Origin of the sequence: Pectobacterium odoriferum (genome assembly GCF_009931295.1) — a bacterium.
Taxonomy (GTDB): domain Bacteria; phylum Pseudomonadota; class Gammaproteobacteria; order Enterobacterales; family Enterobacteriaceae; genus Pectobacterium; species Pectobacterium odoriferum.
Genome location: NZ_CP034938.1, coordinates 1 through 18,692 on the forward strand (window position 1 = coordinate 1; position 18,692 = coordinate 18,692).

Annotated in this window: 17 protein-coding genes; 13 read left to right on the forward strand and 4 right to left on the reverse strand. The window is 51.1% G+C overall.

Features of this window, described 5'->3' with window-relative positions:
• From dnaA to gyrB, 4 genes are read left to right on the forward strand one after another with little or no spacing between them, the layout of a single operon-like run.
• Entirely contained in the window at nt 1-1,398 is a 1,398-nt protein-coding gene (gene dnaA, locus EO763_RS00005) for a chromosomal replication initiator protein DnaA (RefSeq protein ID WP_161527704.1), read from the forward strand.
• Nucleotides 1,399-1,402: 4 nt separating this feature from the next.
• Nucleotides 1,403-2,503 carry a DNA polymerase III subunit beta gene (dnaN, locus tag EO763_RS00010; RefSeq protein ID WP_161527705.1) on the forward strand — a complete coding sequence of 367 codons (1,101 nt, stop codon included), beginning with the start codon at nt 1,403-1,405 and terminating at the stop codon, nt 2,501-2,503.
• 49 nt (nt 2,504-2,552) lie between these two features.
• Nucleotides 2,553-3,638 (forward strand): DNA replication/repair protein RecF, encoded by a 1,086-nt coding sequence (gene recF, locus EO763_RS00015; protein WP_039494037.1) that lies wholly within the window; start codon nt 2,553-2,555, stop codon nt 3,636-3,638.
• An 18-nt stretch (nt 3,639-3,656) separates the two neighbouring features.
• Nucleotides 3,657-6,074 (forward strand): DNA topoisomerase (ATP-hydrolyzing) subunit B, encoded by a 2,418-nt coding sequence (gene gyrB / locus EO763_RS00020; RefSeq protein WP_161527706.1) that lies wholly within the window; start codon nt 3,657-3,659, stop codon nt 6,072-6,074.
• Nucleotides 6,075-6,211: 137 nt separating this feature from the next.
• Here gyrB and EO763_RS00025 read toward each other — a convergent pair whose 3' ends face one another.
• Entirely contained in the window at nt 6,212-7,402 is a 1,191-nt protein-coding gene (locus tag EO763_RS00025) for an MFS transporter (RefSeq protein WP_161527707.1), read from the reverse strand.
• A gap of 160 nt (nt 7,403-7,562) precedes the next feature.
• On the opposite strand from EO763_RS00025, the gene EO763_RS00030 reads away from it, so the two are divergent.
• A complete protein-coding gene (locus tag EO763_RS00030; RefSeq protein WP_161530304.1) occupies nt 7,563-7,931 on the forward strand; it encodes a GFA family protein in 369 nt (122 codons plus the stop codon).
• Between the two features lie 52 nt (nt 7,932-7,983).
• Here EO763_RS00030 and EO763_RS00035 read toward each other — a convergent pair whose 3' ends face one another.
• Together EO763_RS00035 and EO763_RS00040 are read right to left on the reverse strand one after the other, a co-directional pair.
• A complete protein-coding gene (locus EO763_RS00035; protein WP_167521830.1) occupies nt 7,984-9,987 on the reverse strand; it encodes a methyl-accepting chemotaxis protein in 2,004 nt (667 codons plus the stop codon).
• A gap of 248 nt (nt 9,988-10,235) precedes the next feature.
• Complete coding sequence (locus EO763_RS00040) at nt 10,236-11,249, reverse strand: LacI family DNA-binding transcriptional regulator (RefSeq protein WP_161527708.1); 1,014 nt, start codon at nt 11,247-11,249, stop codon at nt 10,236-10,238.
• Nucleotides 11,250-11,460: 211 nt separating this feature from the next.
• Here EO763_RS00040 and EO763_RS00045 point away from each other — a divergent pair, with 211 nt between their 5' ends.
• The 8 genes from EO763_RS00045 to EO763_RS00080 all read left to right on the forward strand — a co-directional run bounded on the left by EO763_RS00045 (nt 11,461) and on the right by EO763_RS00080 (nt 17,651).
• The gene (locus tag EO763_RS00045; protein WP_039275979.1) at nt 11,461-11,766 is read left to right on the forward strand and encodes a PTS sugar transporter subunit IIB; all 306 of its coding nucleotides are present in this window, start codon (nt 11,461-11,463) and stop codon (nt 11,764-11,766) included.
• Between the two features lie 16 nt (nt 11,767-11,782).
• Complete coding sequence (locus EO763_RS00050) at nt 11,783-13,096, forward strand: PTS sugar transporter subunit IIC (RefSeq protein ID WP_161527709.1); 1,314 nt, start codon at nt 11,783-11,785, stop codon at nt 13,094-13,096.
• Nucleotides 13,086-13,427 carry a PTS lactose/cellobiose transporter subunit IIA gene (locus EO763_RS00055; protein WP_103160421.1) on the forward strand — a complete coding sequence of 114 codons (342 nt, stop codon included), beginning with the start codon at nt 13,086-13,088 and terminating at the stop codon, nt 13,425-13,427. Before EO763_RS00050 ends, EO763_RS00055 begins: the two co-directional genes overlap by 11 nt.
• Before the next feature lie 36 nt (nt 13,428-13,463).
• Nucleotides 13,464-14,906: a 6-phospho-beta-glucosidase gene (locus tag EO763_RS00060; RefSeq protein ID WP_161527710.1), complete on the forward strand. Its 1,443-nt coding sequence runs from the start codon at nt 13,464-13,466 to the stop codon at nt 14,904-14,906.
• 154 nt (nt 14,907-15,060) lie between these two features.
• A complete protein-coding gene (gene yidA / locus EO763_RS00065; protein ID WP_161527711.1) occupies nt 15,061-15,876 on the forward strand; it encodes a sugar-phosphatase in 816 nt (271 codons plus the stop codon).
• Between the two features lie 254 nt (nt 15,877-16,130).
• Nucleotides 16,131-16,598, forward strand: coding sequence for an Hcp family type VI secretion system effector (locus EO763_RS00070; RefSeq protein ID WP_010296920.1), 468 nt, complete (start codon nt 16,131-16,133; stop codon nt 16,596-16,598).
• 10 nt (nt 16,599-16,608) lie between these two features.
• Nucleotides 16,609-17,229: a pesticin C-terminus-like muramidase gene (locus tag EO763_RS00075; protein WP_072041017.1), complete on the forward strand. Its 621-nt coding sequence runs from the start codon at nt 16,609-16,611 to the stop codon at nt 17,227-17,229.
• Complete coding sequence (locus tag EO763_RS00080) at nt 17,226-17,651, forward strand: lysozyme inhibitor LprI family protein (RefSeq protein WP_161527712.1); 426 nt, start codon at nt 17,226-17,228, stop codon at nt 17,649-17,651. Before EO763_RS00075 ends, EO763_RS00080 begins: the two co-directional genes overlap by 4 nt.
• Nucleotides 17,652-17,696: 45 nt before the next feature.
• Here the strand turns inward: EO763_RS00080 and EO763_RS00085 are convergent, their stop codons facing one another.
• Complete coding sequence (locus EO763_RS00085; RefSeq protein ID WP_161527713.1) at nt 17,697-18,593, reverse strand: LysR family transcriptional regulator; 897 nt, start codon at nt 18,591-18,593, stop codon at nt 17,697-17,699.
• Nucleotides 18,594-18,692: the final 99 nt, after the last annotated feature.

Sequence of the window (18,692 nt, forward strand, 5' to 3'; positions counted from 1 at the left end):
GTGTCACTTTCGCTTTGGCAGCAGTGTCTTGCCCGTTTGCAGGATGAGTTACCTGCCACAGAATTCAGTATGTGGATACGCCCGTTGCAGGCGGAGCTGAGTGATAACACTCTGGCGCTCTACGCCCCCAATCGCTTTGTGCTGGATTGGGTCCGTGATAAATACTTAAATAATATCAATGTCCTGCTGAATGATTTCTGCGGAATGGATGCCCCTTTACTGCGTTTTGAAGTGGGGAGCAAACCGTTGGTTCAGTCAGTCAGCCAGCCTGCGCAATCCCCCCACAATCCTGTCAGCGTGGCGCGGCAACAGCCAGTGCGTACGGCACCGGTACGGCCAAGCTGGGATAACTCGCCTGTACAGGCAGAGCATACCTACCGTTCGAATGTGAACCCCAAGCATACGTTTGATAACTTCGTTGAGGGTAAATCAAACCAGTTAGCCCGCGCAGCGGCACGTCAGGTGGCCGATAACCCTGGTGGCGCATATAACCCGCTGTTTCTTTATGGCGGCACTGGCTTGGGTAAAACGCACTTATTGCACGCGGTCGGGAATGGCATCATTGCCCGCAAGCCCAACGCGAAAGTGGTTTACATGCACTCTGAGCGTTTCGTGCAGGATATGGTTAAAGCGTTGCAGAACAATGCGATTGAAGAATTCAAACGCTACTACCGTTCTGTGGATGCGTTGCTGATCGATGATATCCAATTCTTTGCTAATAAAGAGCGTTCGCAGGAAGAGTTCTTTCATACCTTCAACGCGTTGCTGGAAGGCAACCAGCAAATCATCCTGACATCTGACCGCTACCCGAAAGAGATCAACGGCGTGGAAGATCGCCTGAAATCCCGCTTCGGCTGGGGATTAACGGTCGCGATTGAACCGCCAGAGCTGGAAACCCGCGTGGCGATTCTGATGAAGAAAGCGGATGAAAACGACATTCGTCTGCCTGGCGAAGTGGCGTTCTTTATTGCCAAACGCCTGCGTTCTAACGTGCGTGAGCTGGAAGGCGCACTGAACCGCGTTATCGCGAATGCCAATTTTACCGGCCGCTCGATCACCATTGATTTTGTGCGTGAGGCGCTGCGCGATCTGCTGGCGTTGCAGGAAAAACTGGTTACTATCGACAATATTCAAAAGACCGTGGCGGAATACTATAAAATTAAGGTAGCCGACCTGCTGTCTAAACGTCGTTCCCGCTCGGTGGCGCGTCCGCGCCAGATGGCGATGGCGTTGGCAAAAGAACTGACGAATCACAGCCTGCCGGAAATCGGCGATGCCTTTGGTGGGCGTGACCATACGACGGTGTTGCATGCCTGCCGCAAGATTGAGCAGCTGCGTGAAGAAAGCCACGACATCAAAGAAGATTTTTCCAATTTAATCAGAACTCTATCGTCATAACACTATGAAATTTATTGTTGAACGCGAACGTCTGTTAAAGCCATTACAACAGGTCAGCAGCCCGCTGGGCGGCCGGCCGACTTTACCGATTCTGGGCAACCTGCTGATTCAGGTGACGGAAGGCGTGCTGTCGCTGACCGGTACCGATCTGGAAATGGAGATGGTGGCGAAGGTTGCGCTGACGCAGCCGCATGAACTGGGTGCCACGACCGTCCCTGCCCGCAAACTGTTTGATATTTGCCGGGGTCTGCCGGAGGGCGCGGAAATCACGATTATGCTGGATGGCGATCGCATGCTGGTGCGCTCTGGCCGCAGCCGTTTCTCGCTGTCCACGCTGCCCGCCGTGGATTTCCCTAATTTGGACGATTGGCAGAGCGAGGTTGAATTCTCTCTACCGCAGGCGACGATGAAGCGTTTGATCGAAGCGACGCAGTTTTCGATGGCGCATCAGGATGTCCGTTACTACCTCAACGGTATGCTGTTTGAAACTGAAGGCGAAGAGCTGCGCACGGTCGCGACCGATGGTCACCGTTTGGCGGTTTGCTCCATGCCAGTTGGTCAATCCTTACCGTCACATTCGGTGATCGTGCCACGTAAAGGCGTGATGGAGTTGGTGCGTCTGCTGGATGGTGGTGATACCCCGCTGCAGCTGCAAATCGGCAGCAACAACATTCGCGCGCATGTCGGCGACTTCATTTTCACGTCGAAGCTGGTCGATGGTCGTTTCCCTGATTATCGCCGCGTATTACCGAAGAACCCGGATAAAACGCTGGAAGCCAGCTGCGATCTGCTCAAACAGGCCTTCTCCCGTGCGGCGATTTTATCGAATGAAAAATTCCGCGGTGTGCGTCTGCATCTAATTAAGAATCAGCTCAAAATTACTGCGAACAACCCAGAGCAGGAAGAAGCGGAAGAGATTCTGGATGTACAGTACGACAGCACTGAGATGGAAATCGGCTTTAACGTTAGCTACGTACTGGATGTGCTAAACGCGCTGAAATGCGAAGGTGTGCGTTTACTGCTGACCGATTCCGTTTCCAGCGTGCAAATCGAAGATAGCGCCAGCCGGGCGGCGGCCTATGTCGTCATGCCAATGCGGTTGTAGAATTATCGGGCAAGTTTACTTGCCCTTTCATCATTAAGATAACTGCAACATGGCCCTTACTCGTCTTCTCATCAAAGATTTCCGCAATATCGAGGCGGCCGATCTGGCGCTGGTTCCAGGCTTTAATTTTTTAGTCGGTGCCAACGGCAGTGGTAAAACCAGCGTGCTGGAAGCGATTTATACGCTGGGGCACGGGCGGGCGTTTCGTAGCATCCAGGCGGGGCGCGTGATTCGTCACGAGCAGCCGGAATTTGTGCTGCATGGTCGTATTGACGGTACTGAAACGGAGCGATCCGTCGGGTTAAGCAAAAACCGTCAGGGTGACAGCAAGGTACGGATTGACGGTAGCGACGGCCATAAAGTCGCTGAACTGGCGCAACTGCTACCGATACAGCTGATCACCCCGGAAGGATTCACCCTGCTCAACGGTGGGCCGAAGTATCGCCGTGCCTTTCTCGACTGGGGCTGTTTCCATAACGAGCCCGGCTTTTTCGCAGCCTGGAGCAACATGAAGCGTTTGTTGCGCCAGCGTAATGCAGCGCTGCGTCAGGTGAGTCACTATGGGCAGCTCAGAGCCTGGGATCAGGAACTGGTGCCGCTGGCGGAACGTATCAGCGAATGGCGTGCGCAATACAGCGCGGCAATTGCCAATGATATCGCCGCGACCTGTACGCAATTTTTGCCTGAATTTTCTCTCAGTTTCTCTTTCCAGCGCGGCTGGGATAAAGAAAGTGAGTATGCAGAACTGCTGGAACGGCAGTTCGAACGCGACCGTATGTTAGGTTATACGGCGCTGGGGCCGCATAAAGCCGACTTCCGCATCCGCGCCAGCGGCGTGGCAGTTGAGGATATGCTGTCCCGTGGCCAGCTCAAGCTGCTGATGTGCGCGCTGAGGCTGGCTCAGGGTGAATTTCTCACCCGTCAGAACGGACTGCGCTGTCTGTATCTGATCGATGACTTTGCTTCCGAACTGGATAGTACCCGCCGCCGTTTGCTGGCTGAACGGTTAAAAGCCACTCATGCACAGGTTTTTGTCAGTGCGGTTAGCGCTGAGCAGATAGAGGACATGATTGGTGAAAAGGGCAAGATGTTCCGCGTAGAACAGGGTAAAATAACGGTTCAATCACAGGACTAAAATGAGCGAGAAACGTTGATGTCGAATTCTTATGACTCCTCAAGTATCAAGGTATTGAAAGGGCTGGATGCGGTACGTAAACGCCCAGGTATGTATATCGGCGATACGGACGACGGTACCGGCCTGCATCATATGGTATTCGAGGTTGTGGACAACGCTATCGACGAGGCACTCGCTGGCTATTGTAAAGACATTATCATCACCATCCATGCTGATAACTCGGTATCGGTGCAGGATGATGGCCGTGGTATTCCAACCGGCATTCATGAAGAAGAAGGGATCTCCGCCGCTGAAGTCATCATGACCGTGCTGCACGCGGGCGGTAAGTTCGATGATAACTCGTATAAAGTCTCCGGCGGCCTGCACGGCGTAGGGGTTTCCGTGGTTAACGCCTTGTCGGAAAAACTGAAACTGGTTATCCACCGCGACGGGAAACTTCACGAGCAAACCTATAAACACGGCGTGGCGCAGGCTCCGCTGGCGGTTACGGGTGAAACCAACAGAACCGGTACGACGGTACGCTTCTGGCCGAGCCATGAGACGTTCACCAACGTGGTGGAGTTCGAGTATGAAATCCTGGCTAAGCGTCTGCGTGAACTGTCGTTCCTGAACTCCGGTGTCTCCATCCGCTTGATCGACGAACGTGAGAAAGATAAAGCCGATCATTACCATTATGACGGCGGCATTAAGGCGTTTGTTGATTACCTGAACCGTAACAAGACGCCAATTCACCCGAACGTGTTTTATTTCTCGACGGTGAAAGATGACATCGGCGTGGAAGTGGCACTGCAGTGGAACGATGGTTTCCAGGAAAACATTTACTGCTTTACCAACAACATTCCACAGCGCGACGGTGGTACGCACCTGGCCGGTTTCCGTGCCGCGATGACCCGTACGCTGAATACCTACATGGATAAAGAAGGCTACAGCAAGAAAGCCAAAGTCAGCGCTACCGGTGACGATGCGCGTGAAGGGCTGATTGCCGTCGTTTCCGTGAAAGTGCCGGATCCAAAATTCTCCTCGCAGACCAAAGACAAGCTGGTTTCTTCCGAAGTGAAAACGGCGGTTGAATCGCTGATGAATGAGAAACTGGTGGATTATCTGATGGAAAATCCATCGGATGCCAAAATCGTGGTCGGTAAGATTATTGATGCCGCACGTGCCCGTGAAGCGGCGCGTAAAGCGCGTGATATGACGCGTCGTAAAGGTGCGCTCGATCTGGCTGGCCTGCCGGGCAAACTGGCGGACTGTCAGGAACGTGATCCGGCGCTGTCTGAACTGTATCTGGTGGAAGGGGACTCCGCGGGCGGCTCTGCCAAGCAGGGGCGTAACCGTAAGAACCAGGCGATTCTGCCGCTGAAGGGTAAAATTCTGAACGTTGAGAAAGCCCGTTTTGACAAAATGCTTTCCTCACAGGAAGTCGCGACGCTGATCACCGCGCTGGGTTGCGGCATTGGCCGCGATGAATACAACCCGGACAAACTGCGCTACCACAACATCATCATCATGACCGATGCTGACGTGGATGGTTCGCACATCCGTACCCTGCTGTTGACCTTCTTCTATCGTCAACTGCCTGAAATCGTTGAACGTGGCCACGTGTATATTGCGCAGCCGCCACTGTACAAGGTGAAAAAAGGCAAGCAGGAACAGTACATCAAAGATGATGAAGCGATGGACCAGTACCAGATCGCACTGGCGCTGGACGGTGCAACGCTGCACACCAATGCACAGGCTCCTGCGCTGGCGGGTGAACCGCTGGAGAGACTGGTTTCTGAACATTACGCCATACAGAAGATGATTGGCCGTATGGAACGTCGCTTCCCGCGTGTGTTCTTGAACCATCTGATTTATCAACCAACGTTGGCTGAAGCCGATTTGGGCGAGCGTGAAAAAGTACAGGCGTGGGCGGAATCGCTGGTTAGCAGCCTGAACGAAAACGAGGTTCATGGCAGCACATACAGCTTTGTCATTCATCATGATGAAGAGCGCAGCGTATTTGAACCGGCGCTGCGTGTGCGTACGCACGGTGTGGATACCGATTATGCGCTGGGTACAGGTTTCATCGCGGGTAGCGAATACCGTAAATTGAATCAGCTGGGTGAAAAACTGCGTGGCTTGATTGAAGAAGATGCGTACATCGAACGTGGTGAGCGTCGTCAGCCGGTTGCCAGCTTTGAACAGGCGCTGGAGTGGCTGGTGAAAGAGTCCCGCCGCGGCCTGACCATACAGCGTTATAAAGGTCTGGGTGAAATGAACCCGGATCAGCTGTGGGAAACCACGATGGATCCGACCAGCCGCCGCATGCTGCGCGTGACGGTGAAAGACGCGATTGCTGCCGATGAGCTGTTCACGACCCTGATGGGTGATGCCGTTGAGCCGCGTCGTGCGTTTATCGAAGAGAACGCCCTGAAAGCGATGAATATCGATATCTGATTCGATCTACATTGTTATCGTTATCTGAGCCAGCTCCCTGCGGAGCTGGCTTTTTTTATGGCGAGCGTCCTGCCCGCCACCCTTTGGGCCGTCGCAAGCGACGTTGAAAAACGTTCCCTAGGTCTTTTATGCTTTCATTAGGCCAATGCACGTCGTTTGGCGCTGCGCATTTCCTGTAGCAGGGTGATGAAAGACGTGATCAGCATAAAGATAACGGCAGACCAGAAAATGGCGTGAGGATGGCCGTTATCCAGCAGCCAGCCGAACAGCACCGGTCCTGCGGCACCGCCAATGTTGAAGCCGGTGGAGACAATCCCAAATACCCTTCCTTCTGCCCCCGGTGGTGATGCGGCGCGCACCAGCATATCCCGAGAAGGGGCAATCATGCCGGAGAGGAATCCAGCAGCAGCCAGCAACGGCACGAGCACGAGAGTCGGTAAGGAATACATCGCAATGATACTGACCAGCACGGCGGTGACGGCCAGCGCCGCCGTTGCCACCAGCCCGTGGTGCTTGGTTTTATCCGCCAGTGAACCGCCAGCCAGTACGCCAAAGGCGCTGGCGAACAGGAATGCGGTAAGCGCCACGTTAGCCTGTGAAAGCGACAAATCGTAGCCCGTGACTAACGCGGTAACTGAGAAGTTCTGGATCGAGCCCGTACTTAAATTCAGCAGCAGGAACAGAATCAGCAGCGACAGAATCGGCAGTGTGAAAACGGGGGCGCGCGATTTGCCCGGCTGGGTGCCTGTTGCCGCCGCAGGTTTCACCCGACTGGGTTCATCGCGATCCGTCAGAAGCAGCGGTATCGTCAGTAAGCCGAGGACGCCAGAGACGATGAATGCGCTACTGATGCCGGAAAAGGCGGCAACGGACAGCAAAATACCGGGCGCAATCGCGGTGCCCAGAAAGCCGGAGAACGTGTGCACCGAGAACGCGCGACCCATGCGTTTTTCATCAATCCCGCGCGACAGCAAGGCGTAATCCGCCGGATGATAAACCGCGTTCGCCACCCCGGCGAGCCCCATCGCGGCGACCAGCCAAACGTAGCTGCCTGAGAAACCGAGCGAGAGAAAACAGAGGCTCCCGAGCGTAATTCCTGCGGTTAACGTGCGGCGCGCGCCGATGCGGTCCACCATAAAACCAATCGGCGTCTGCACGCAGGCGGAGACAATGTTGAATACGCTGAGCGCAAACCCGAGCTCGACAAAGCTGATATCACGCTGGGCTGACAGCAGCGGAATGAGCGCGGGCAGCACCATCATATGGAAGTGGCTCACCAGATGAGCGGATGAAATTTGCGCCAGTAGCGGTAGTCTTATGAATTTCATATATTGCAGCTTACGGGTCTGTAGATTTTATTATCGTGAGAGCTGGCGCAAGAACAGGGCGTCACTCCCTGGCAAAGGGATCATAAGGTTAGCATGTTATTTATATCATCTATGGCGAATATTGATACCTGACTTTTCGGCGAGATAGGGAGAGAGCAGCATAGTGATTAAATCGTGTTTGGGTGGGTGTTTATGTGGTCAGATTCGGTTCAGGGCAACGGGCGAACCGGATAATCCACATGCCTGCTCCTGCACTCATTGCCAGCAGCATTCCGGTGCGCCAACGTTGCTGTGGGTGGAGTTCTCTAAAGCAGCGGTTCAGTGGATTGGCGAAGGTGGGGAACCCGCGCGCTATCGCTCGTCTGATTATTCCAGCCGAGCTTTTTGTCCGCACTGTGGTAGCACGCTGGGGGCGATTGATGATGAACCAATCATTGCGCTGACGATTGGAAATTTTGATGAGAAAAATAGCCCGGAGCTGAGGCCAACGTCACATTCGTTTGAGGATTGTTGTCCACGCTGGGAATAAGTCACAGGCCGTTTCCGGCCTGTGCGGGATTTCTACGGGTGAAGGACTGTGATTACGAAAGCTTAAATACCAGCACCGTCTGCGCGAGCTGTCTGGCCTGTTCTTCCAGCGACGCAGCGGCAGCCGTGGCTTCCTGCACCAGCGCGGCGTTCTGCTGGGTGACGCCGTCCATCTCGTGAACGGCCTGTGTTACCTGACTGATCCCGCGCGATTGTTCATCTGACGCTGAGACGATCTCATCCATGATGTCTTTTACCGATGTGACGGCTTGCAGCATTTCTTGCATGGTCTCACCGGCGTTCTGAACCAGCGTGACGCCACTGTTGACGCGGCTGGCGGACTCCGTAATCAACGCGGTGATGTCTTTTACGGCACTGGCGCTACGCTGTGCGAGGTTACGCACCTCGTTGGCAACGACCGCGAAACCGCGCCCTTGTTCGCCCGCTCTGGCGGCTTCCACCGCCGCGTTAAGTGCCAGAATATTGGTCTGGAACGCGATGCCGTTGATGATGCTGGTAATGTCGGCAATCTTCTTCGAACTATCGTCGATCTCACTCATGATGTGGACAACCTGACCCACTATCTTGTCGCCTTTCTGAGCGATGTGCGCAGCATTCTGCGCCAGCGTTGTGGCGTTATGGGCGTTATCCGCATTCTGTTTCACCGTTGCTGTAATCTGTTCCATGCTGGCGGCGGTTTCTTCCAGCGCCGCCGCTTGTTGCTCGGTGCGGGAAGCCAGATCGGTATTGCCTGCGGCAATTTCCGTCGCACCGTGGCTGACGGATTCGCTGGTGCTAATCAGCTGCTCGGCGATATCTCTCAACTGTGTCTGCATAGCGTTCATGGCGTAAAAAATACTGCTGTCGTCCTTCGGTTGCACAGGAATGGTCTGCGTTAAATCTCCTTGTGCGACGGACAGGGCGATCTGCGCGGCCTGAGCGGGTTCGCCACCGATCGGACGAGCAACCTTGCGATTAAAGATGATGCCCAGTACGCCGGAAACCACCACGATACTCAACACCATAAGCAGCAGCCCCACGTTACGCTGCTGTGCGGTTTCCGCCATCACCACATTGACGGGGACGGACAGGCCGAGCATCCAGGGCGTGCCGGTATTGCCGATGGTGACTGGTACATACACGTTAAACGCTGGCGTGTTCAGTACGGCATTATCACGTTCAATCTGATAAGACTGACCTGTGGTGACATGCTCAAGCAGCGTTGGGTCGTTTTCAATTTTCTTGGTTATCCGAGCGTTGTCGGGATGAGAAATGTAGGCACCAGTGTGGGACAACAGCTGTGCGTAGCCCGTGCCTTGATAGGGTTTTATATTGTTGGTGAGCTGTTGCAGCGTATCCAGCGAAAAATCCGCTGTGACGGAGCCGTAAAATTTATTGTTGATGATGATGGGCACGGCAATGGAGGTCAGCAGGACATCGACGCCGTTGTAGGGGTAGCTATACGGTTCCAGAATCACTTCTTTCTGGAGTTTCTTCGGCAGCAGATAGTAGTCGCCGCTGCCGGGCGTTTCATAATCCACCAAATTATGCAGGGCTACGTTGCCTGCGGTATCGCGGTCAACATAGCGGACGAAGCGACCTTGCGGGTCCTGATCGGGCTGACCGACGTACTCTCTATCTTTGCCGTCAAACGCATCGGACTCCCACGCCAGCGACATCGAAAGGAAGTCGGGATGACTCTTCAGCGCATTCTTCAGCAGCGTCTCAGCGGTTTTTCGGTCGGCGTTACCTGCTTCTTGCAGGCTGACAACGCTCTGCACCAGATTGCGCGCCGCATGTAGCGCGACATCCAGCTTTTGTTGAATGAGATAGCTGTTGGTATATGCCGTTTGCTCAAGATACTGCTGTGCAATGGCTTTTTGCTGCTGGCCAGATTGCCAGATCAGCAGGCCGATAGTGAGAATAAAACCGAGTGAAATGGTGGTGACGCCCGCCAGGAGCATCAGCATACGTGTGCTGAGCTTTCTTTTTGATGTGATTGGTGAGGCGTGGATGGATGGGTTGCTGTGGTTAACCGGTAACAGTGTTGTAGACATATGCGTAATATCCCCTGGGATATAAGCGCCCATAGGCACCTTTTTTCATAAAAAATCAATCGATTGTCTTCCTTTCTGTTTTTGGGCCATTCCCTTGCGCGACTCGTCATTTTTTGTGATGTAAGTCACAAATAAATTATCGGCGGGAAACAATATCTCTTTAGGTTATTCACGAAAATGTCACAAATCAGCATGGTGTTTAAATCGAGATAGCAGTGAGGCATGACGCCTCACCGTGTGAGCGAGGATTAGGCGGCAGGACCTTTGCTGACAGAATCGCGGATAATGAGTTCGCCTTTGAAGTCGGGGGCTGGCGTGACGGCTTCGCCTTCCAGCCGACATAGCAGTTTCTCAAGGGTGTAGTTGATCATCTCGGCGACGGGGACGTGCACGGTAGTAAGCGGCGGATAGAACCAGGATGCCATCGGTAAATCATCGAACCCCAGCAGCGAGACATCCTGCGGAATGGTGAGGCCGTGTTCGCGCAGCGCTTTGGCCGCGCCAATCGCCATATCGTCATTGCTGGCAACCAGTGCGCTGAAGGTGGTTGTCCGTTGAAGCAGAGTTTGTGCCGCCGCATAACCGCTGTCATGAGTCCAGTCGCCTGACGCAACCAGCCTGTTGTTATAGGGAACCCCGTTTTCCTCCAGCGCCTGTCGGTAGCCTGCCAGTCGGCTTGTACCCGTGGGAGAGTTCGCCGATCCGCAGACAAAGGCGATATCACGGTGGCCCTGTTCAATCAGGTAATTGACAGCATCATGGCAGTGCTGCTGGTGATCGGCGCAGATGCCGTTATCACCGTGCTGATGCAGTGTGCGATTCACAACCATGATCGGCTGATCGTGCTGTTCAATAATTTCTTCCAGCTCATTCGTGGAAAGAAAACGCGGATAGATAATGACGGCATCGCAGCGTAAATCGAGCAGGAACTGGATCGCTTCGCGCTCTTCTTCCGCGCTGTGCTTGCCATCCGCCATGATAAGCTGCCGCCCGTATTTTTCCGTCATCGTTGCCGTTTGGAACAGCAATTCGCTGAAATAGGGGCCGCTGTACAGCGTGTTGGTCACAACCAAACCAATAATTTGTGATTTGCTCGTGGCGAGCTGGCGCGCCAGCAGGTTGGGCCGGTAGCCAATCTCTTCAATCGCCCGAAATACCCGATCTCGCGTGGTTTTGCTGACATAGTTATTCCCTGTCAGCACGCGTGATACGGTGGCTTTGGATACACCGGCTTTTTTCGCTACATCGAGCATGGTAACCATTGTATTTTCCCGTTCTCCTGTACTGCCTTATGTCGTCATTATAGGGAAAAATCCTCCTTTTTTATCACCAATAACAAGTGTAGGGATAAAAATATTCCCCGATTGCGCTATTTATGATCGCCTTCAAAAAACAGTAAAAACAATATGAAACCGGTTGCATATTATTTTGTGTCTTGCTTGAATAATAAAAAAACAGACGGTGAGGTGCAGTATGAATAAGATTTTACTCTGTTGCGCAGCAGGAATGTCTACCAGCATGCTGGTACAGCGAATGGAAAAGGTTGCTGAGAAAAATGCGATCGCTGTTGAAATAAAAGCCGTGGGTTTTGAAGAGTTTAATGAGCTGATTGATGAATATGATTGCTGCCTTTTGGGGCCGCAGATCAAGTATAAATTGCCTGAATTCAAGGTGATAGCTGACGAGAAAGAGAAACCGATTGCGGTCATTAATATGGTTGATTACGGCATGATGAATGGGGAAAAAGTCCTCAATGATGCCTTGGCGATGATCAATTAGTATAACGGGAGGAATAATGAGTAAATTAAGCGAGTCATTATTCAGCGTTATCGAGAACCGTATTAGCCCCATTGCGGCAAAACTCTCTAGTCAGCGCCATGTTGTGGCAATTAAAGATGGCTTCATTGCTTCCATGCCCTTTTTAATTGTCGGTTCTTTTATGATGTTATTCGCTCATCCACCTTTTAGCCCGAATAGTGAATGGGCTTTTGCGCAGTGGTGGCTGGGGATGGTTGAACGCCACGGCGAACAAATCATGATGCCCTACAACATGACAATGGGCATTATGGCGGTGTATATCACCGGTGCCATCGCCTATAACCTGGCGCAGAGCTATAAAATGAACGGTTTTATGGCTGCTAGTCTGGCACTGATGTCGTTTATGGTGGTGGCGGCTCCGCAAATCGACAAAAGTCTGCCGGTTGGGTCGCTGGGTGGCGAGGGGATTTTCACCGCGATTATCGTGGCGATCTATTCGACGGAGCTGATGCATTTTTTGCAGAAGCGCAATATTGGTATCCGTTTGCCGGAACAGGTGCCACCGAAAATCCGCCAGTCTTTCGATCTGCTGATCCCGATTCTTGCCATCTTTCTTACGCTTTTCCCGCTTAGCCTGTTTATGCAGAGCCAGTTCGACATGTTATTACCGCAGGCGATCATGGCTGTCTTCGCGCCGATTATCTCAGCATCCGACTCGCTTCCCGCCATCCTGATTGCGGTGCTGCTTTGCCACCTGCTGTGGTTTGCTGGGATTCATGGGGCCGTTATCGTCGGCGGCATCTTGCAGGCATTCTGGCTGACCAATTTAGGGATCAATCAGGAAGCGTTTAACGCGGGTGCACCGATCACCAAAATCTTTATTGAACCCTTCTGGCAGTTCTTCATTACGGTGGGCGGCTCGGGAGCGACGATGGGGCTGGTCTTTCTCTATCTGCGTAGCCGTTCTGCTCACCTGCGCTCCATCGGCAAGCTGGCCGTAGTGCCGAGCATGTTCAACATCAACGAACCAGTGATTTTTGGTTCACCTGTTGTGATGAATCCGCTGTTGTTTATTCCGTTTATTACCGCGCCGTTGGTGAACGCCACCCTCGCCTATATCGCGTTGAAAACCGACTTAGTGCATCGCGTGATTTCTCTTGCGCCTTGGACAACGCCGGGTCCGATTGGCGCAGCTTGGTCTACGGGATGGGACTGGCGTGCGGTGGTGCTGGTGGGGGTACTGATTATCGTCTCGTCCTTAATCTATTACCCCTTCTTCAAAATGTATGAACGTCAGCTGGTCGCCCAAGAAGTGGGTACAGCGGAGGAGGCAGTGAGTGATGCGCGATGAAACCATTCTTGATGAAACGACAGTAATGGAACTGATTATCTATGCGGGAGAGGCGCGCTCCAGCTCGATGGAAGCGCTGAGTGCCGCCAGAAAATACGACTGGGACAAGGCTGAAGAACGGCTGAACACCGCTTCCGTTGCGGCGCGCAAAGCCCATCAAATCCAGACGGCCTTAATTGGTGCCGATGAGGGCAGCGGAAAAATCCCAGTCAACCTGATTCTGGTTCACGCTCAAGATCACCTGATGAACGCGATGCTATGCCGTGAACTGGTGGAGGAGCTGATTCAACTGCATCGGGAAATCTCCACCCTTAAACAGCTTATAAATTAACAACATGTAAATTTGAACTCACGAGAAGGAAATAAGATGTCTGCTGAACAATTACCGAAAGACTTTCTGTGGGGCGGCGCGGTAGCGGCGCATCAAGTTGAAGGTGGTTGGGATCAAGGCGGCAAAGGCGTTAGCATTTGCGATGTCCTGTCCGGCGGTGCCCACGGCGTTGACCGTGTGATTACCGATGGCGTACAGCCTGGTGTCAGTTATCCAAACCATCAGGCGGTGGAGTTCTATTCCCACTATAAGCAGGATATCGCCCTGTTCGCTGAAATGGGCTTCAAATGCTTCCGCACCTCGATTGCCTGGACGCGTATTTTCCCCAATGGCGATGAGCTGGAGCCAAATGAAGCAGGCCTGCAATTCTATGACGACCTGTTTGATGAGCTGTTGAAATACAACATTGAGCCCGTGATTACGCTGTCTCACTTTGAGATGCCGCATCATCTGGTTAAGCAATACGGCGGTTGGCTGAACCGTAAAGTGGTGGATTTCTTTGTTCGCTACAGCGAAGTGGTCATGAAGCGTTACCAGTCTAAAGTGAAATACTGGATGACCTTCAATGAAATCAACAACCAGCGTAACTGGCAGTATCCGCTGTTTGGCTACTGCTGTTCCGGCGTGATTTTCACCGATCACGACAAGCCAGAGCAGGCGATGTACCAAACGCTGCACCACCAGTTTGTCGCCAGTGCGAAAGTGGTGAAGCTGGGTCATGAAATTAATCCGAATTTCAAAATTGGCTGCATGCTGGCGCTGGTGCCGATTTATCCGTGGTCATGCCATCCAGATGACGTGATGTTTGCCCAGGAAGCGATGCGCGAACGCCACCTGTTTGGTGATGTGCAACTGCGTGGTTACTACCCGTCTTACATCCTGAAAGAGTGGGCGCGTAAAGGCTATCAGATTGATATGCAGCCGGAAGATGAACAGACGCTGTGCGAAGGCTGTACGGACTATCTGGGCTTCAGCTACTACATGAGCAGCGCGGTGCAACTGGCGGCGAAAGGCCAGAAAAAAGAAGATGCGATTACGGGCTTTGACGGCGGCGTGAAAAACCCACATGTGAAGGCGTCGGAATGGGGTTGGCAGATCGACCCAGTTGGCCTGCGCTATACGCTGAACAGCTTCTACGAGCGTTATCAGAAACCGATGTTCATCGTCGAAAACGGCTTCGGCGCGGTAGACAAGGCGGAAGCCGACGGCAGCATTAACGACGATTACCGCATCGAATACCTCAAAGCGCATATCGATCAGATGAAGAAAGCTGTCGTGGAAGACGGCGTGGAACTCATGGGCTATACCCCGTGGGGCTGCATCGACTGCGTGTCGTTCACCACGGGGCAGTACAACAAGCGCTATGGTTTTATCTACGTGGATAAACACGATGATGGCACTGGCACGTTCAAGCGCTCGAAGAAAAAGAGCTTCGACTGGTATAAGAAAGTGATCTCCAGCAACGGTACCGAGCTATAACAGCGATTGCAGGAAACGTTGGTCACAGGCCGTGCTTAACCGCACGGCTTTTTACGTTGCGTGTAATACGCTTGTCACCCTGCCGTATTTCACTAACGACTTCATCGCTGAATCGCGTTAGCATGAAAACAGATAACTTGATGCTGGAAAAATTATGTCTGTAAAACTGATCGCTATTGATATGGACGGGACGTTACTGACGCCCCAAAATCAAATTTCACCTGCGGTAAAAGCCGCGATTGCCGCTGCCAGAGAGAAAGGCGTGCAAGTTGTGCTGGCTACCGGTCGCCCCTACATCGGCGTCGAGCGCTACCTGATGGAGCTGGATTTGCAGCAGGAAGGCTGTTACTGCATCACCAACAACGGTGCGCTGGTACAGCGTACGGTCAACGGCGACTGTGTGGCGCAAACAGCGCTGAGCTTCGACGACTATCTCTATTTCGAAGCGCTGGCCTGCAAACTTGGCGTCCATTTCCACGCGCTGGACTTCAATTTCGTCTATACCGCCAATAAAGACATCAGCCCTTACACCATTCATGAATCTCACCTGACCGGGATGCCGTTGAAGTATCGTGCGGTCGAAGAAATGGATCGCAGCCTGACGTTCCCGAAAGTGATGATGATTGATGAACCAGAGATTCTGGATCGCGCCATCAGCCAGCTGCCACCGGAAGCCTTTGAACACTACACCATCATGAAGAGCGCCGAATACTATCTGGAAATTCTGGATAAGCGCGTCAACAAAGGTGAAGGCGTGAAGATGCTAGCGGAACACCTCGGTATTCCACGCGAAAGCGTTATGACGCTGGGCGACCAGCAGAACGATCTGGCGATGATTCGCTATGCGGGTATCGGCGTCGCGATGGGCAATGCCATCGACGAAGTGAAAGAAGCCAGCCAGTTTGTCACCAAAACCAACATGGAAGACGGCGTCGCTTACGCGATCGAGAAATTTGTGCTGAATGCTTGATTAGAGAGATATAACGCCGAATAGCCATCAACGATGGCTATTCCATGACTAATTACTTTTCACGATATTTAATATCATGGTTTTTAATGGTAGCCAGTCAAAAAATACTAAAATTAAATACTGTTTAATAAAATAAAATCTGTTATTAATTTAAATTTTATATTGAGCTGTTTTATCATTTTCTCTTGCTATTTATGTGGTGTATGATTTCCTTGATAAAAATAATTTAATCTAAACTAACAAGGATAGTGTATATGTCACACCTCATTTATCTCACCTTAGAAGGTGATCAGCAGGGGTTAATTTCCTCTGGATGTTCGACGGTTAATTCTATTGGCAATCGTTATCAATCTGGGCATGAGAATCAAATTCAAGTCTTAGGGTTAAACCATACAATAACGAGGGAAGAGAATATATCGCATCATCCTATACAACTCATTAAACCTATAGATAAGTCGTCTCCATTACTCGGCGTGTCAGTGACATCAAATGAAAAGCTAACGGCGAGTTTTTTCTTCTATCGAACCAATATGGCAGGGCAATTAGAAGTATTCTACGAGTTAATATTGACTGATGCGCGAATTGTATCTGTTTCTTCATCATATCCTAACTCAATAAATAATAATGATTCTATTCCTTATGAGGAAGTCATGCTGAAGTATGCCAGTATATCTTGGTCGCATAAAATAGCAGGCACATCGGGTTATAGCATTTGGAATTAGAGAGCTGATTATGAGCGATATAAATGATGGAGCATCACTAATAACGGATGGGAAATTAACATTTAACTCTGAAGGAAATAATATAAAAGGCTCAAAATATTATAGTAGGGTTATTCACTATCCAGAAAGAGGTGGGTTGTCGGGTGTGACCATTGGCCGAGGATACGATATGGGGAAAAGAACACGACAAGAAATTTATTCGGATTTAACGATGGCTGGAATTTCTCAGGAAAAATCCACTATAATATCTCATTCAGCAGGACTGATAGGATTTCAAGCTAAAGAATTTGTTAGGGTGAATAAGGATAAAATTGGAGAAATAACAGAGCAACAGCAGATTTCTTTATTTAAACACACGTATAGAAGTTATGTAATAAGAGCGAGATCGGTATACAATCAAAAGACAAAAGATATGCGGGAAAAGCCTGACTGGGAAGAGCTTCAGCCAGCGATAAGAGATATCTTGATTGATATCGTATACCAAGGCTATAGGGGGGATACAATAATGTTGGCAGCAACAACGAATAACATAGATGATATCATTTCTTTAATAATGAACTCATCTGAGCTTAGAAGGGATGAAAATAGCAGGAATAGGGTGAAATATCTAAACGAAAGCAGGGCTAGATGATGATTATAAAAAAAGTACTTTTCATTTTTTTTCTTCTATTTCCATTTTTTTTAAATGCAAAAACGACTGACGATTATCTGAACGAGAGTAAAATGGGAATATGCAAAGAAATGATAGAGCAAGAGGGCGAAACTAGCGTGTATGAGTGTGCTTATTTAATGGTGAAAGAGTCTGATAAAAAACTCAATAAAAGGTTGTCAGAAAGAACTTTAGAATTAGTTAAAATAAATGACAACGACATCATCAAGGCATTCAAGAAGCATCAACGTTCATGGGAAAGGTATAAAAAAGACCGATGTACATACGTAACATCAGGCACGGAAAAAGATAGCGCAGCGTATCAATTCCACTTAAATCTCTGTAATGCAACCGAAAACTACCGAAGAATCGAGACGTTGGAAGATGAGCCTGGGTTCCCATAATTGCCATGTTAAATATTCAAGCATTCAGTGTGGCACGCCCAAACACTATTTCAACGCCAAACTCTCCGCTATTTTTTCTTTCATAACCTGAGTGATGTGATTAACCACCTGACTGCGGGGAATTTGCGGGGGATAAACCGCGCAATACGCCATTTTTATATCAGGATTGAAAGGCTTAACGATAACCGGCGAAGGGCTGTTTAGGGCGGTAATAAAATCGACTACGCCGATGCCGACGTTTCTTGATGCCAGCACGCAGCAGTTCACCATTGAAGTTTCGATAGGGTTATGCAGATAGCTCTGCTCTTTTCTGATGGAGATATCGATCTGCGCCCGCAGCGGCGTGGTTCTGCCGGGTAGGATGGCGCGGGTGGCGGCTAGATCGGCGAGCGTAATTTCATCCGCGGTGGCAAGGGGGTGATCCAATGCTAACACCGCGACCGCGCTGGCATCCGCCAAGGGTTCTGCTTCCAGCCCTTTAGTACCAGGCTGGCCGAAAATAAAGCCGATGTCATACTGATTTTCAGCAATCGCATCCGTAATGTGGCTGCTGCTTTCGATGTCTAGAAACAGGGAAAGATCGGGGTATTTCTTGAGTAAAGTAGGGAGAACCTGATCTGAACAAAGAAACGAGAGCGCCTGAACAGCAGCGATGCGCAGCACGCTGCCCTTGGCGTGGCGAATTTCATCCGCAATCATTCCTATATGATCCAACCCCAGATAAATACGCTCGACTTCCCGATACAGCTTCATCGCCTCCGCACGTGGAATCAGGCCGCGTCCGTCTCTATCAAACAGCTTCAGATTCAGTGCGTCTTCAAAGTCCTTAATGAGTCGACTGACCGCAGGCTGGGTGATGTACATCATATTGGCGGCAGCGGTGATGCCTCCGGTGAGGATGACTTTATGGAAGGCTTCAACCTGACGGGGATTGATACGCATGCTAGCCACCTTGAAACATAACATTTGGTTATCAATTTAACACAAAATGCAATTTTTCATTATCTAATCTAGCGCATAGACTCACAATCATAAGATTTA

What these genes read in the sequence shown, in the direction of transcription:
- dnaN (WP_161527705.1), top strand. Translation starts at nt 1,403, where the DNA reads ATGAAATTTATTGTTGAACGCGAACGTCTGTTAAAGCCATTACAACAG.
- recF (WP_039494037.1), top strand. Translation starts at nt 2,553, where the DNA reads ATGGCCCTTACTCGTCTTCTCATCAAAGATTTCCGCAATATCGAGGCG.
- gyrB (WP_161527706.1), top strand. Translation starts at nt 3,657, where the DNA reads ATGTCGAATTCTTATGACTCCTCAAGTATCAAGGTATTGAAAGGGCTG.
- EO763_RS00025 (WP_161527707.1), bottom strand. Translation starts at nt 7,402, where the DNA reads ATGAAATTCATAAGACTACCGCTACTGGCGCAAATTTCATCCGCTCAT.
- EO763_RS00035 (WP_167521830.1), bottom strand. Translation starts at nt 9,987, where the DNA reads ATGTCTACAACACTGTTACCGGTTAACCACAGCAACCCATCCATCCAC.
- EO763_RS00040 (WP_161527708.1), bottom strand. Translation starts at nt 11,249, where the DNA reads ATGGTTACCATGCTCGATGTAGCGAAAAAAGCCGGTGTATCCAAAGCC.
- EO763_RS00045 (WP_039275979.1), top strand. Translation starts at nt 11,461, where the DNA reads ATGAATAAGATTTTACTCTGTTGCGCAGCAGGAATGTCTACCAGCATG.
- EO763_RS00050 (WP_161527709.1), top strand. Translation starts at nt 11,783, where the DNA reads ATGAGTAAATTAAGCGAGTCATTATTCAGCGTTATCGAGAACCGTATT.
- EO763_RS00055 (WP_103160421.1), top strand. Translation starts at nt 13,086, where the DNA reads ATGCGCGATGAAACCATTCTTGATGAAACGACAGTAATGGAACTGATT.
- EO763_RS00060 (WP_161527710.1), top strand. Translation starts at nt 13,464, where the DNA reads ATGTCTGCTGAACAATTACCGAAAGACTTTCTGTGGGGCGGCGCGGTA.
- yidA (WP_161527711.1), top strand. Translation starts at nt 15,061, where the DNA reads ATGTCTGTAAAACTGATCGCTATTGATATGGACGGGACGTTACTGACG.
- EO763_RS00070 (WP_010296920.1), top strand. Translation starts at nt 16,131, where the DNA reads ATGTCACACCTCATTTATCTCACCTTAGAAGGTGATCAGCAGGGGTTA.
- EO763_RS00075 (WP_072041017.1), top strand. Translation starts at nt 16,609, where the DNA reads ATGAGCGATATAAATGATGGAGCATCACTAATAACGGATGGGAAATTA.
- EO763_RS00080 (WP_161527712.1), top strand. Translation starts at nt 17,226, where the DNA reads ATGATGATTATAAAAAAAGTACTTTTCATTTTTTTTCTTCTATTTCCA.
- EO763_RS00085 (WP_161527713.1), bottom strand. Translation starts at nt 18,593, where the DNA reads ATGCGTATCAATCCCCGTCAGGTTGAAGCCTTCCATAAAGTCATCCTC.